At 72.3% G+C, this 14,519-nt stretch carries 12 protein-coding genes; 6 read left to right on the top strand and 6 right to left on the bottom strand.

From position 1 onward, the window contains the following. On the top strand, positions 1–793 hold a 793-nt coding region (locus tag QM633_RS05150; protein ID WP_415152657.1), incomplete at its 5' end, for a helix-turn-helix transcriptional regulator. A gap of 40 nt (positions 794–833) precedes the next feature. Next, the gene (locus QM633_RS05145) at positions 834–1,688 is read left to right on the top strand and encodes an alpha/beta hydrolase (protein ID WP_415152656.1); all 855 of its coding nucleotides are present in this window, start codon (positions 834–836) and stop codon (positions 1,686–1,688) included. Between the two features lie 105 nt (positions 1,689–1,793). On the opposite strand, the gene QM633_RS05140 is transcribed toward QM633_RS05145, so the two are convergent. From QM633_RS05140 to QM633_RS05120, 5 genes are all read right to left on the bottom strand, one after another. Continuing rightward, positions 1,794–3,593, bottom strand: a complete 1,800-nt coding sequence (locus QM633_RS05140; protein ID WP_415152655.1) for a cation:proton antiporter — start codon at positions 3,591–3,593, stop codon at positions 1,794–1,796. Between the two features lie 228 nt (positions 3,594–3,821). Next, positions 3,822–4,298 (bottom strand): NUDIX hydrolase, encoded by a 477-nt coding sequence (locus QM633_RS05135; RefSeq protein WP_415152654.1) that lies wholly within the window; start codon positions 4,296–4,298, stop codon positions 3,822–3,824. A gap of 91 nt (positions 4,299–4,389) precedes the next feature. Further along, a complete protein-coding gene (locus QM633_RS05130; protein WP_415152653.1) occupies positions 4,390–5,838 on the bottom strand; it encodes an MDR family MFS transporter in 1,449 nt (482 codons plus the stop codon). 495 nt (positions 5,839–6,333) lie between these two features. Beyond that, on the bottom strand, positions 6,334–7,200 hold the full coding sequence (locus QM633_RS05125; protein ID WP_415152652.1) for an aldo/keto reductase: 867 nt from the start codon (positions 7,198–7,200) through the stop codon (positions 6,334–6,336). Between the two features lie 120 nt (positions 7,201–7,320). Then, entirely contained in the window at positions 7,321–7,833 is a 513-nt protein-coding gene (locus QM633_RS05120; RefSeq protein ID WP_415152651.1) for a flavodoxin family protein, read from the bottom strand. Between the two features lie 189 nt (positions 7,834–8,022). Between QM633_RS05120 and QM633_RS05115 the strand changes: the two genes are divergently transcribed. Further along, entirely contained in the window at positions 8,023–8,490 is a 468-nt protein-coding gene (locus QM633_RS05115) for an aromatic ring-opening dioxygenase LigA (protein ID WP_415152650.1), read from the top strand. A 214-nt stretch (positions 8,491–8,704) separates the two neighbouring features. On the opposite strand, the gene QM633_RS05110 is transcribed toward QM633_RS05115, so the two are convergent. Further along, on the bottom strand, positions 8,705–10,384 hold the full coding sequence (locus QM633_RS05110) for an alpha-amylase family glycosyl hydrolase (RefSeq protein ID WP_415152649.1): 1,680 nt from the start codon (positions 10,382–10,384) through the stop codon (positions 8,705–8,707). Positions 10,385–10,434: 50 nt separating this feature from the next. Between QM633_RS05110 and QM633_RS05105 the strand changes: the two genes are divergently transcribed. The 3 genes from QM633_RS05105 to QM633_RS05095 all read left to right on the top strand — a co-directional run. Beyond that, positions 10,435–11,550, top strand: coding sequence for a LacI family DNA-binding transcriptional regulator (locus QM633_RS05105; RefSeq protein WP_415152648.1), 1,116 nt, complete (start codon positions 10,435–10,437; stop codon positions 11,548–11,550). Between the two features lie 7 nt (positions 11,551–11,557). Then, positions 11,558–12,607 (top strand): dual specificity protein phosphatase family protein, encoded by a 1,050-nt coding sequence (locus QM633_RS05100; RefSeq protein WP_415152647.1) that lies wholly within the window; start codon positions 11,558–11,560, stop codon positions 12,605–12,607. 179 nt (positions 12,608–12,786) lie between these two features. Next, positions 12,787–14,519: PEP/pyruvate-binding domain-containing protein (locus tag QM633_RS05095; RefSeq protein ID WP_415152646.1), on the top strand; the 1,733-nt coding region annotated here is incomplete at its 3' end.

Raw genomic sequence — 14,519 nt, 5'->3', positions numbered from 1 at the left:
GCGGAGCAGCACGGTGCTCGCGACGATGGCCGCCGCAAAGGGCCTGGCGTCCCTCGTGAACGGGGAGTTCGCGGATGCGCTGGCGAGCCTCGCCCGGATCTGGGATCCGGGGGCACCGACCCACCACACCATGTTCGCGCTGGTCACGACGGCGGACGCGATCGATGCGGCGCTGGGGGTGGGGGATCGTGCCCTGGCGAGCGAACGCGCCGAGGTGGCCGCGCGCGCACGGGACCGGTGGATGGCCCCGGTCGCGGTGAGTGCCGATCGTTATGCCCAGTGCGCCCTCGCCGGTGCGGAGGACCTCGACCGGGTCGCGGAGGAGCTGGCCTTGGCCCCCATTCCGGTGCCCTTCCTGCACGCCCGCGCGCAGCTGGGACTGGGCACCCGGTTCCGACGCCTGCGCCGCATTCCCGAGGCGCGTCGCCACCTGCGCGGTGCACTGGACGCGTTCGCGGCCATGCCCGCCCCGGCCTGGGAGCAGCGTTCGAGGGACGAGCTGCGGGCGACGGGGGAGCGGCTCCCGTACCCACCGGTGTCCGGACGCTCGATCCTCACTCCGCAGGAGGATCGCATCGCCGGCTTCGCCGCGTCCGGTCTCACCAACAGGCAGATCGCCCAGCGCCTGTTCCTGTCGCCGCGGACGGTGGAGACCCATCTGTACGCCAGCTTCCGCAAGCTCGGCATCTCCGAACGTGGCCAGCTGGCCGACGTCCTGGGAACCGTGGACCACCCAGGCCCGGTACCCGACTACGTAGCTCCTACGGATGCCCCCGGCCGGGCCGGCGAATAGCGTCGCAGCCAACGGACTGCCCTGCAGAAGGAGATCCACCATGACGCTCACGCCTCTGGAAGTCACCGAGATCGAGCGGGCCAACGCCTCCGGGCTTCGCCCGGTCGTGTTCGTCCACGGCCTGTGGCTGCTCTCCAGCAGTTGGGACCGCTGGCGGGCGATGTTCGAGGAAGCCGGTTTCACCACCGTCGCGCCGGGCTGGCCCGACGATCCGGCCTCGATCGAGGAGGCCCGCGGCAACCCGGACGCGTTCGCGCGGAAGATGGTGCAGGAGGTGACCGACCACTACATCGAGGCGATCGAGCGGCTGCAGGCCAGGCCCGCTGTGGTGGGGCACTCCTTCGGCGGACTCATCGCGCAGAAGCTGGCCGGGGAGGGACACTCCGCCGCAACGGTCGCCATCGACCCGGCGCCGTTCCAGGGCGTCCTCTCGGTGCCGCTGTCGTCGCTGAAGTCCTCCGCTCCCGTCGTGGCCCACCCGAGCAGCCTCCGGCACGGCGTCACGCTCTCCTTCGAGGAGTTCCAGTACGGCTGGGCGAACGCGCTCGACGAGGACGAGGCGCGGGAGCTCTACGAGGAGTTCCACGTGGCCGCCTCGGGCAACCCGATCTTCCAGGTGGTCACCGCGAACCTGAACCCGTTCGCCGAGACCCGCGTGGACACCCGCAATCCCGACCGCGGCCCGCTCCTGATCATCGGCGGCGAGGCCGACCACACCGTGCCGGTGAAGCCCACCGAACAGGCTTTCCAGCTGCAGCAGAAGAACGAGGGGCTCACGGAACTGGTCGTCCTGCCGAACCGGGGCCACTCGCTGACGATCGACCACGGATGGTCCGAGGTCGCGCGCACCGCGCTCGACTTCATCGTGCGCACCGCGCCCGCGCCGGCGACCTGACCCTGCCGCAGCGCGCGGTCGTGCCGTCCGGCACCGCGGGCGTGATCCGCGGCGCGATCGGCTCGGGGTGCGACCGGGGTTCGGTGGCGCCCGGGGGAGGAGGGCTCAGTGCTGGTGGAGTTCGATGCCGATCTGGTCGGCATCCAGCTGCGCCAGCGCCGCGTCGAGCACCGCGGACGGGTACGCCCCGAGATCGCGGAGGTCGAGCAGCGCGTCCCGCTGGGCGCCGATCAGGTCGAGTCGCAGCCTCTGGAACTGCTCCATGCGGGCCTTCATCGCCGGGCTGCCGGGACGGAAGTCGTCGTCGTCGGGACGGGGCGTCCTGGCAATCCTCGACCGGGCCTTCTCGACGAGTTCCGGCGGGAAGCTGGTGAGCTCGCCCGAGGTGAGCCGGTCGAACGCGGCGCGGTTGAGTTCTGCCTGCAGCGCGTCCCACTGCTCGGGGTCGACCTCGCCCGCGCGGCCGGTGAGGCCCAGCCTGTCGGCGAGCCAGCCGAGCGTCGACCCCTGGATGAGCAGCGTGCCGACGGCCACCAGGGTGGCGACCAGGATCAGCAGCGACCGGTGCTGGGTGTCCGAGGGCAGGGTCTGCGCTGCGGCGATCGTGACCGCTCCGCGCATGCCCGCCCAGACCAGCATCACGCCCTCGCGCCAGCCGAGCTTCTCGGCGGCCAGATAGTCGAGGTCCGCCACCCGCTTGCGCAGCATCTGCTGCCAGCGGCTGACCCGCTCCTCGCTGGACACGGCTCCCGCGGAGGCGCGGCGCGCCATCTGGCGGGCACGACGCCGGGATTTCCGGTGGTTCCCGCCGCCCTGGGCGAGCTGCGGGTCGGACGCACCGAAGTCCGGCACCTGCCCGTCCGCGATCTGCTCCTGCAGTTCGGCGAGCCGGTCCCGCACCGCTGGCGCCCTCCGGTTGCGTCGGGCCAGCGACCACAGCGACCACGCGACGAACCCGGCCCGGATCGCGATCGCACAGGTCGCGGCCAGAACGGCGACCAGCACCGCGAGCCCCAGCCCGCCGCCGGCCTCGACGACATCCGCCGCGAGGCTGGGCGCCTCCAGGCCGACGAGCAGGAACACCGCGCTCTCCAGCAGCAACTCGACGGTGCGCCACACCGTCCGCTCCGCGATCCGCTCCTCGGCGCCCAGCCGGCGCGGCGCTCCGTAGCCGGTGACCAGGCCCGCGGTGACTGTCGCGACCAGTCCCGACGCGTCGAGGTGCTCGGCGGGCAGGTAGGCCAGAAAGGGAACCACGAGCGACAGCGTGACGTTGCTGGTCACCTGCGTGATCCGCGCCCGGATGGCCAGGTTGAGCCCGCCCACCACCCAGCCGATCGCCACGGCCGCGGCCACGGCCCAGAGGAAGTCGACACTCACCTGCCAGATCGAGATCGAGACGCCGACGGCCGCGACGGCCGAGCGCAGCAGGACGAGGGCCGAGGCGTCGTTGAGCAGGCTCTCGCCCTCCAGGACGGTCACGATCCGCTGGGACACCCCCGCCTGCCGGATCACGGAGGTCGCCACCGCGTCGGTCGGGCTCACGATCGCGCCGAGGGCGATCCCGATCCCCAGCGGCAGGCCCGGAACGAGCGCGCAGGCCACGAGGCCGACCAGGACGGCGGTGATCACCACCAGGATCACGGAGAACAGCGAGATCAGCCGGAAGTCCCTGCGGAACTCCATGGACGGGGTGCTCACCGCCGTGGAGTACAGCAGTGGCGGCAGGATGCCGCCGAGAATCCACTCCGGAGGAACCGTCACGCGGTCCACGAAGGGCAGGAAGGTGACTGCGACGCCCAGCACGACCAGCAGTAGCGGCGCCGCGACGCCCACCCGGGGCGCGATCACCGACACGGCGACGACCAGCACCACGCCGATGATGGCAACCAGCTCGAGGCTCATCGGGGGCTCCACGGGGTGTTCATGCGTCGATCCTCCCGCACACATCGCGGCCGGAGCTACCCGCTCAACTCACCAGCCGCCACCGGCGGACGCTCCCGACGTGGGTTCCGGCCACCGGAGTTTCGCGGGCGGCTGCGGCGTCCGGTGGCCTCCACGGTCCACAACCGCGACGCGCAGCCCGCCGTCGAGGGCGGCCGGCGGGTGGGCGCGGAGGAAACCGGGAACGGGTCAGCCGAGGCGGGCCTCCGGACGGTTGGCGAGGGCGACCCGCACCTGTTCGGCGTGCCGGGCCGACAGCGAGGGCAGCGCCGCCACGGCGAAGAACGCGGCCTCGGAGGCCTCGCCGTCGACGGGGTGCGGGTCCCCGTCCACCCACCGGCAGCGGAAGACGTGGTCGATGTACTGGGTCTCGTCGCCGTTGGCGTAGGTGATCACCTCGGTCACGGTCAGCCAGACGAGGCGCTCGACCGCCGCGGTCACCCCCGCCTCCTCGGCCACCTCGCGGACGGCCGCGTCGTGCGGCTGTTCGCCCGGGTCGACGATGCCCGCGACGGGCGTCCACTCCCCGTTGTCGGCGCGGCGGACGAGAAGAACCTCCTCGCCGGCGTCCCCGTCCCTGACCACCACGGCGGTCGAGCCGGAGAGCCACAGCCGGGTGGTCCCGACCTGCTCGCGCAGGGCGAGGATGAAATCTGGAGTCGGCACAGCCGAACCCTACGCGCTCCCGGAGCCGCGGTCGGCCCGCTCCGGTCGGTGGCGGCGTCGGGAAGCCCTCGCCGGACCGGATGTGGCCTGGTCAGTGCAGCCCGGGTGCGGGGGCGTCCTCGGAGTCCGGCGGCTTGCGGAGGAACACGATCGCGACGATGCCGAGCAGCCACAGCGCGCCGACGGTGAGGAAGGACGCCCGCGCCCCCGCGGCCAGCGCGACCTCGGCGGGTGTGCCGGCGGGCTGGGCTGCCGCGACGGTCGACATCAGGGTCACGAAGAGTGCCGTCCCCGCCGCCCCGGCGACCTGCTGGATGGTGCCGACGATCGCCGAGCCGTGCCCGTACAGGTGCGGCGGGAGGGCGCCGAGGGAGACGGTGAACAGCGGGGTGAACAGCGCGGCCAGTCCCAGGCTCAGCAGGATGTGCGCGGCGAGCAGCTCCCACCACGGCGTCGACACCGAGACCTGGGTGAACAGCCCGAACGAGCCGAGCACGGCCAGCGAGCCCGGCACCATCAGCCAGCGCGGACCGACCCGGTCGTAGAGCCGCCCGACCACCGGGCCGAGGAGGCCCATCAGGAGCGCCCCGGGCAGCGTGAGCAGGCCGACGGACAGGGGCGGCGCGTGCATCACCTGCTGCAGCACCAGGGGGAGCGCGATAATCGTGCCGAACAGCACGGCCATGGCGATCGCCATGACCCCGATCGACAGGGCGAAGATCGCCCGGGTGAACGTGCGCAGGTCGAGCAGCGCCTCGTCCGTCCGCTGCAGGACGAGCTGGCGCCAGACGAACAGTGCGAGTCCGACCACCCCGGCACCCAGCCCGACCTCCATGCCGGTGCTGTTGGCGCTGCCCACCTGGCTCAGCCCGTAGACGAGCCCGCCGAAGCCGATCGCGGTGAGCGGGATGCTCACGAGGTCCAGCTTCACCGGCACCGGCTCGTTCAGGTTCGGCACCTGGCGGGCCCCGATCGCGAGGATGGCCAGGGCGATCGGGAGCACGATCGCGAAGACGAACCGCCAGGGCAGGAACTGCAGGATGACCCCGGACATCGTCGGGCCGATGGCGGGCGCCGCGGAGATCACCAGGCTGATGGTGCCCATCACCCTGCCCCGGCGGTGGGCGGGGACGAGTTCCATGACCGTGGTCATCAGCAGGGGCATCATGATCGCCGTGCCGCTGGCCTGCACGATCCGTCCGACCAGGAGACTGGGGAAGCCCCCGCCGACCGCGGCCACCAGTGTGCCTGCGCTGAACAGCGACATCGCCAGCGTGAACACGGTGCGGGTGGGCAGTCGCTCCATCAGCCAGCCGGTGACCGGGATCACCACGGCCATGGTGAGCATGAAGCCGGTGGTGAGCCACTGCGCGGTCCGTTCGTCGATGGCCAGGTCGGCCATGATCCGGGAGAGCGCGACATTCAGTGCGGTCTCGTTCAGGATCACGACGAACGCGCCGACCAGGAGCACGGCCAGCACCCGGACGGTCTGGGCGGGGAGCCGGTCGGTCGACGCGGCGGTCTCTTGATCGATGGTCATTGGTGGGCCTTCGGGTGGGAGCGGTGCGAGAGGGCCGGGCGGCCGGGGTCGGCGGGACTCGCCGCCGACCCATGGGAAAGGCGGAAGCCGGCCCGGATTATTCCGGACCGGCCTCTGCCTTTGTGGATTACCGGGCCAGCCCGTCGATCCCCCCGAATCGCGGGCCCCGGCCAAGTGCCTGCCACATCGGGTAGCCCTCGAAGCCTGGGAACCACTGCTGCGTTCCTCCCGGGTCGTGCGCTAGATGCCAGTCGTGCGCTCGTCCGTGATTCGCGGAGCCGTGTCCTGCTGTTCCCCTACGTTCCCCCCGGTTCGTTGTCCGACCCGACGGCTACCCGGTGGCACTTGCTTTCCCCCGGTGAATTCATCGTATTGGCTCCGGCGGCCCGCTCTGGCCGTATGGGACCTGTTCGAAGTACGCATTATTACGACCATCCGGTGCGAGCGGGCACGTCCTGCGTCCCGGTCGGCGCCGACCGGCAGTTTTCGCAGGCTTCAGGCCAGGTAGTTGTTGATGCGGACGAGTTCGGCCTCATCCAGTACGAAATCCGAAGAGAGTGCGGAATCGGCAATCGACTCGGGGCGGGACGCTCCGGGGATCGGGATGACCTGGGGGGCGAGAGCGAGCTCCCACGCCAGCACGACCTGGTAGGGCGTCACGCCGCGCGCATTGGCGATTTCCGACATGACGCTCTGGGTCGCGCCGACCTGCCCCGCGCGCCGGATTCCGCCCAGCGGGCTCCACGGCAGGAAGGCCAGTCCGAGAGAAGCGCAGTACTCGAGTTCGGCGAAGCTGTCGGTGTGCTGCGGGCTGAACTGGTTCTGCACCGAGACCAGGTCCTCGCCGAGGATGCCGCGGGCGATGTCGATCTGGGCGACCGAGGCGTTCGAGATGCCCGCCATCTGGATCAGCCCGGCGTCGAGGAGGTCCGCGAGCGCGCCGATCGACTCCGCGTAGGGCACCTTCGGGTCGGGCCGGTGGAACTGGTACAGCCCGATGCTCTCCACGCCCAGCCGCGCTGCGGAGGCGGCGGCGGCCGACCTGAGGTACGCCGGGTCGCCGTTCTGCTGCCAGCTGCCGTCGCCCGGACGCAGGTGGCCGCCCTTGGTCGCAACCAGGACATGGCTGGTGTCGGCGCCGTAGGAGCGCAGCGCCTCGGCGATCAGGACCTCGTTGTGCCCGACCTCGTCGGCCCCGAGGCAGTAGGCGTCCGCGGTGTCGATGAGGGTGACGCCCGCGTCCAGGGCTGCGTGGATGGTGGCGATGGAACGCTGCCGGTCCGGCCGTCCCTCGATGGACATCGGCATCCCGCCCAGTCCGATCGCGCTGACCTCACGGCTTCCGATGCTCCGCTTCTGCACGGCAGATCCTCCCGGTTCTCTCGCTCCCACCGTACGGCCAACGACACCCCCTCCGTCGCCGCTGCCCGAAATCCGCCCCAGGGCAGGGACGCGCCGTCCCCTCCTGCCGTGGTTCGGGGGTCAGCGGACGGCGAGGGTCTCCCTGGCGAGGCGGCGTCCCCACTCCGTGGCGCGGGTGAGCTCGCCGTCGGCCAGTGGGCCCTCCATTCCGGTCACCCAGAAGGACGGGCCGACGGTGGTCCGGGCTCCGCGACGGCGCAGCGCCCTGGCCGCGGCGCGCGCGGCCGTCCCCAGCTGGATCCGGGAGTGGACGGAGGTGTCGAAGGTCGCCACGCTGACCCGGTCCGGAATGGTGACGTGGTCGATCCACTCCCGGACGCCCGCGTGCGCGTCGGCGGCCGCCCCCCTGCGGATCGCGTCCGCCCTGGTCCCCGCGTCCGGCAGGGACAGCGTGTGGGTGGGTGCACCGACCACGAGCAGGTCGAGATCGGCGGGGAGTTCCTCCGGCGCGCAGGACGCGTGCAGGACGCGGACACTTCCCCGTCCCCGCACCTCCGCGATCCCGGCGCCGATCGCCTCCGCGACGTGGAGGGTGTTCCCGAACAGCGATTCGGTGACGATCAGGACGCTCATGGTGCCCTCACCCTAGGGCTCGGCCATCCTGCGACCACCGGCTATCACGGACTGGATCAGCGTCGGCGAGGATTTCTGGGCTGATCAGCGCCGATGCCAGTTGAATACGCAACAATGCGTAGGTTAGGCTAACCTCCGCCCGGGTGCAGGGTGGCACCCGATCCCCCAACAGATGGAGTGGAGATAGATATGTCCAGTGTTTCGGCCGGTTCCGCCACGAAGGTGCGGACGCTCGGTCTCGTCAGCATCATCCTCGGCCTGGTCTTCGTCGTCGCCGGCGCGGTCACCTGGGGCATGGTGAGCACCAAGCTCGCTGCCGAGAACATCACGGTGTCCTCCGACGCCTACATGCTGGCCGGCGCGCATGTGGCCGACCCGGTCACCGCCTTCGTGCAGGCCGACATGATCAGCCACCACGCCCTGGAGGCGACCGGTGGCAAGACCTACGCCGAGCTCGACAAGGACGACCCGTTGCGCACCACCGCGATGAACGGCTCCTTCCTGCGGGCTTCGCTGTTCACCTCGGTGATCGCCTTCGGCGTCGCGCTGTTCGCGGTCGGCGTCGGCGTCCTGGCGGCCATTCTCGGCTGGGCGTTGCGACTGTCCGTGGCCGAGCCCGTCGTCGTGGCGCCGGCGAAGGTCGCCGCCACCGAGTAGGAGTTCAGACAGGCCGAGGGGCCGGGGACGCGACCGCGTCCCCGGCCCCTCGTCGCGCCGCAGCCGGGACCTGCCAGTCTCAACTTCCGGTTCGCGGTGGACGCCGCCGCCCGCCACGAACAGCCTCCTCCGCCCGAGCTGCGGCTGGCTGCGGCACGGTGCCGGCCCGGAGTGGTGGATGAGACGACGTCGCCGGCACCGTGGTCCGCCAGCCTCAGGCCAGCTCGACCCAGGCGGTGGTGTCGGCGGGCAGCATCCCGTCCAGGAGCTCGTCGCTGGCCAGCAGGACGCGCGCGCCGTCCGGCAGCGGCAGCGGCAGCGAGCCGAGGTTGACCCAGCAGCCGAAGCCCGGCTCGCGGGTGAACGCGAGCGCGTCCGCCCCCGCGTCCAGCCAGGTCATCGTCCCCTCGCCCAGCGCCGGCACGCGCGAGCGCAGCGCCAGTGCCCGCCGGTACAGCGCGAGCGAGGACTCCGGGTCGGCCTCGGCGGCCTCGACGCTGTAGGTGCCCCAGTCGGCAGGCTGGGGCAGCCACGGGGCGGCGCCGCCGTCCGGGCCGAACCCGAACGAGTCGCCGCCGGTCGTCCACGGCACGGGGACGCGACAGCCGTCGCGTCCGATCACCTCCCCGCCGGTGCCGGCGACGGTCGGGTCCTGGCGAGCCTCCATCGGAATGTCCTCGACCTCGGGAAGGCCGAGCTCCTCGCCCTGGTAGAGGTAGGCGCCGCCGGGCAGGGCGAGGCTGAGCAGCGCGGCGGCGCGGGCGCGCCGGCGGCCGGTCGCCAGGTCGGAGGGCAGGCCCAGGTAGTGCTGCAGGTTGGGGAACCCCGCGGTGACCTGCTCCTGCGGCCGGGCGTAGCGGGACACCGGCCGGCAGACGTCGTGGTTGCCGAGCACCCAGGTCGGCGGGGCGCCGACGGACTCGTGCGCGGCCAGCGTCGACGTGATCACCTGGCGCAGCGGCGCAGCCAGCCACGGGCAGGTGAGGAAGTTGAAGTTGAAGGCCGTGTGCAGCTCGTCCGGACGCAGGTACGCGGTGAGCCGGTGGGCGCGGCCCACCCAGATCTCGCCGCAGAAGGCCTTGGGCTCGGCGTAGGAGTCGGCGATCGCGCGCCACTCGCGGAAGATGTCGTGGACGCCCGGCTGGTCCCAGTGCGGGTGCTCGACGCCCTCCGGGGTGTCCTCCGGCAGCGGGAAGGGCATCCCGGCGACGTCGCGCAGGTCCGCGTCCTTGACCAGGCCGTGGGCGACGTCGATCCGGAAGCCGTCGATGCCCCGGTCGAACCAGAACCGCAGCGTCTCCTCGAACTCGGCGCGGATGTCGGGGTGGTCCCAGTTCACGTCCGGCTGTCCGGGGGCGAACAGCCGCAGGTACCACTGGCCGGGCCGGCCGTCCGCTTCGGTGACGCGCGTCCACGCCGGGCCGCCGAACTCGCTGCGCCAGTCGTTGGGGGGAGCCTCGCCGTCGTTCCCACGTCCGTCCCGGAAGATGTAGCGGTCCCGCTCGGGTGAGCCCGGCCCGGCGGCGAGCGCCGCGATGAACCAGCGGTGCTGGTCGGAGGTGTGGTTGGGGACGATGTCGAGGATCACCCGGATGCCGGCGTCGTGCGCCTCGGCGACCATCGCCTCCGCGTCCGCCATGGTGCCGAAGACCGGCTCGATCGCGCGGTAGTCGGACACGTCGTAGCCGGCGTCCTGCATCGGCGAGGGGTACCAGGGATTGATCCAGATCGCGTCGACACCGAGGGAGGCCAGGTGGGGCAGGCGCGAGCGGATGCCGTTGATGTCGCCCACGCCGTCGCCGTTGCTGTCGGCGAAGCTGCGCGGGTAGATCTGGTACACCACGGCGTGGCGCCACCAGTCGCGATCAGCGGCGATGGCGGACGGGAGAGGCATCGCGGTCCTTTCTTTACCGATACAGAAGCTGTACCGGTAAAGATATCCTCGTGGGCAACACCGTGCAAGCTGGAAGGACGCCGATGGCCAGGGTGACGTTGCAGTCGATCGCCGACCGGGTCGGGGTGAGCCGGATGACCGTCTCCAACGCGTTCTCGCGTCCCGACCAGCTGTCCGACGGGTTGCGGACGCGGATCCTCGCCGTCGCGGCCGAACTCGGCTACCTGGGGCCCGACCCGTCCGCCCGGTCGCTGGCCACCGGCACGACGGGGACGATCGGCGTGCTGTGGGCCAGCGCGCTGCGGACGGCGTTGGCCGACGAGGTGTCGGCCCGGTTCCTCGGTGCGGTGGCGGACGAACTGGGCAGCTCAGGGCTGGCCCTGACGTTGGTGCCGGCCAGCACGGACGGGCCGGTGGTGCCGGCCCGCGACGTGGCGCTGGACGGGGCGATCGCCTTCTCCTGCGACCCCGAACTGCCCGCACTGGACTGGCTGCAACGCCGCGAGCTACCCCTGGTGTACGTCGACATGGACGCCCCGGAGGGCGAGGTGACGATCACGATCGACGACCGGGGCGGGGCCAGGGCGGCGGCCGAGCACGTCGTCGGGCTGGGGCACCGCAGAGTGGCGCTGCTGACGCCGGGCTTCGGCGCCGAGCCGGGCGTGGTCGAGGGCACCCTCCCGACCGCGACCGCCCGGCACCGGGTGATCTCGGAGCGTCTGGCCGGCTGGCAGGAAGGGCTGTCGGCGGCCGGGGTGGTGCCGCTGGTGGTCAACCAGCCGGAGGACTCCGCGGCGCGGGCGATCGTGCCGCTGCTGACCCGGCCCGACCGGCCCACCGCCGTGCTGTGCCTGACCGATGTGATGGCGCAGAACGTGCTGGCCGCCGCGTCGGATGCGGGCCTGTCCGTCCCCGGCGACCTGGCCGTGGTCGGCTTCGACGACCACCCGCTCGCCCTCCGGACGCGACCGACGCTCACCACGGTCCGCCAGGATGTCGACGCCAAGGGCCGCGCGGCGGCCCGCGCCCTGCTCGAGCTGGTCGCCGGTCGCGCAGAACCGGCCCGGCCGCGTCCGCGCAGCCGCCGGATGGCCGTCCGCCTGGTCGTCCGGGAGAGCACCGCCGCCGGCGGGCAGTCGGGACGACCCGAGCCGCACGGGGCATGATGGGGGCATGACCGAGCCTGCCCCCGGTTCGTCGGCGTCGCCGACGGTGTTCGTGCTCGCCAACGCGAACTTCGTGACGGACCGGCTGGCGGTCGGCGGCGACCTCTCGCCCCGGTTCTCGCTGGCGCGGCAGCAGCTCGACGAGCTGGTGGCCGCCGGCATCACCCACATCGTCGACCTGCGCGAGGAATGGAGCGACGAGACCCTCGTCGAGGGCTGGGCGCCCGAGGTCCGCTACCTCCACCACCGCGTGGCCGACGCCGGCCAGAAGATCGGCGGTCCCTGGTTCGGCGACCTCGTGGAATGGGTGGACGCGGCCATGGCCGACCCCTCCGCCAAGGTCCTGGTGCACTGCCACATGGGGGTGAACCGGGCACCGTCGGCGACGCTCGCGATCCTGCTCGCGCAGGGGACGGGGCTGCGTCCCGCTCTCGATGCCATCCGCTCCGCCCGTCCGGTGGCGGTGATCGACTACGCGAGCAGCGCGCTGGCGTGGTACCTGGAGAGCACCGGTGCAGACGCGCGGACGCGGCGCAACGCCCGGCGCACGCTGGCCCGCTGGCTCAAGGCGAACCAGCTCGACGTGGTGAAGGTGATCCGGTCGATCCGCGACACCGAGCACCCCCCGAACCGCTGGCTCGTCCATCTCGGCCCCGACGACCCGCGGGCGCTCGCCGGCGTGCTCGCCGAGTCGGGCGACGTGGCGGTGGGCCTGTCGATGCACACCTGCCCGGAGCAGCTGTCCCAGCTCGACGAGGTGCTCTTCCTCACCGACCAGGGCCTGGTCGGGCGCGCGCTGGTGGTGGGGCCCATACAGCCGGCCGAGCCGCACGCGCTGCTGTTGCCCGTCGTGGTCACCAACCTCTTCGACCCGGTGGCCCTGGACCTGCCCGCCACCGTCGAGGAATGGCTCTCCGAGGGGACCAACCCACGGCTGCTCGAGCGTGCCGAGTACGGGAGCCTCACCGTCCGGCGTCTCCCCGACGCGGCCGATCCGGTCGACGGCACCGGGGCTCTCGCCGACGTGTCGGAATCCTCGCCGCCGACGACGGGCTGAGACTCCGACAGGTCGGGAGCGACACTGCCGGGGCGGACGACGGTGGCCGCGGCGGCAGGCTCCGGCCGGCGCAGCGCCGGTTTCGGCGTGGCAGCGCCCGGACCCGTTCAGCCGGACCCGTTCAGGAGCAGAGTGGTACCTGGACGCCCGCACCGGGCGAGGTGGGTATGGGAGCGGACATGGTGCAGGAGATCAGGTGGCTGGCGGACCTCGGCAGGGCGGACGTCGCCGTCGCCGGCGGCAAGGGCGCGAATCTGGGTGAACTGGTCCGCGGCGGCTTCCCCGTCCCGGACGGCTTCGTGGTGACGACGGTCGCCTACGACAGCTTCGTTGCCGACCACCACCTGGCCGAGGCGATCGCGGACGCGGCAGCGGCCCTCACCTCGGACCGGCCGGCCGGCCCCGCCGCCTCCCGTGTCGCCGATCTGTTCGGCGGGGCTGCGCTCGCTCCCGACCTGGCCGACGCCATCACCGACGCGTACGCGCAGCTGGGCGGCGGCCCGGTCGCCGTCCGCTCGTCCGCGACCGCGGAGGACCTGGCCGAGGCCAGCTTCGCCGGCCAGCAGGACACCTACCTGAATGTGGTCGGTGCCGAGGCGCTGCTCGCCGCCGTCCGCGACTGCTGGGCGTCCCTGTGGACGGACCGGGCGATCTGGTACCGCGCGCAGCACGGCGTCGGCGAGGCGTCCCTGGCCGTCGTCGTGCAGCGGCTGGTTCCCGCGGACGCCGCCGGCGTGATGTTCACGGCCAACCCGGCCAACGGCCGTACCGAGGAGACCGTGATCACGGCGGCCTGGGGCCTCGGCGAGGCCGTCGTCTCCGGCCTGGTGGACACCGACACGATCGTCGTCGACACCGACGCCCACCGCGTCCTCAGCTCCCGTGTCGCCGACAAGGCTGTCCGCATCGATCCCGTCGCCGCCGAGGAGCCGGAACCTCGGGCGGCCAGAGGCGACACAGCGTCTGACACGTCGGTGGGGAGGGGGCGGACGCGGACGTCGCAGACCGGCGCGGAACGGAGCCTCCCGGTGCTGGACGATGCGGCAGCGCTACGGCTGGCCGCACTCGGCGAGAGCGTCGCGGCGCACTTCGGGGCTCCGCAGGACATCGAGTGGACGCGAGCCGGTGAGGAGTTCCTGCTGGTGCAGTCGCGTCCGATCACCGCGCTGCCGCCGCGGACCGGACCGGTCCCCCTCGAGTGGCCGGTGCCGCGCAAGGGCCTGTACTTCCGGGCGTCGATCACCGAACAGCTGCCCGACCCCCTGACGCCGCTGTTCGCCGGCCTGATGGAGCGCGCGGTGCCCGCCGGGTTGAACCGGATGCTGGCGGAGTTGGTTCCCGGCGGCGAGTCCAGCGACATCGGCTTTCCCACGATCAACGGGTATGCGTTCTACCGGTACAGCTACTCCGCCTTCGGTGCGATGCTGAAGATGACCCCGACGGCGATCCAGAAGGTGCTTGGTGGCGGCGGATCGTGGATCGAGGAACGGTGGCGCGCGCGGCTGGGCGACTACCGCGCGGAGGTGGACGCCGATGGCCGGATCGACGTCGCAGCGGCTCCGGCGGCCGAACTCCTGGCCGCCGTCCAGCGCCTGGTGGACGCCGTCGCCTACTACTACACGGCCGTCCAGACGATCATCCCGCTGGCCGCCATCGCCGAGCTCACCTGGACGGGCGTCTACGACAGGCTGCTGAAGCGGCCGGGCGATCCGTCGGCGGAAGTGTTTCTGCTCGGCTACGACTCCGAGCCGATCCGCGCCGAGAAGGCGCTGTACGACCTCTCCCGGTGGGTGCGCGACCAGCCGGGCCTGGCGGGGACGGTGGCGGACGCGTCCGCCGACCCGTTCGCCGACGACGCCCCCGCCGGCGTCTCGGGCGAGGTGTGGGGCCGGTGGCGCGAGCGGCTGGCCCG

The sequence above is a fragment of the Propionicimonas sp. genome (genome assembly GCF_047606205.1).
Lineage (GTDB): Bacteria > Actinomycetota > Actinomycetes > Propionibacteriales > Propionibacteriaceae > Propionicimonas.
This window is presented reverse-complemented; position numbering and strand designations above follow the sequence as displayed.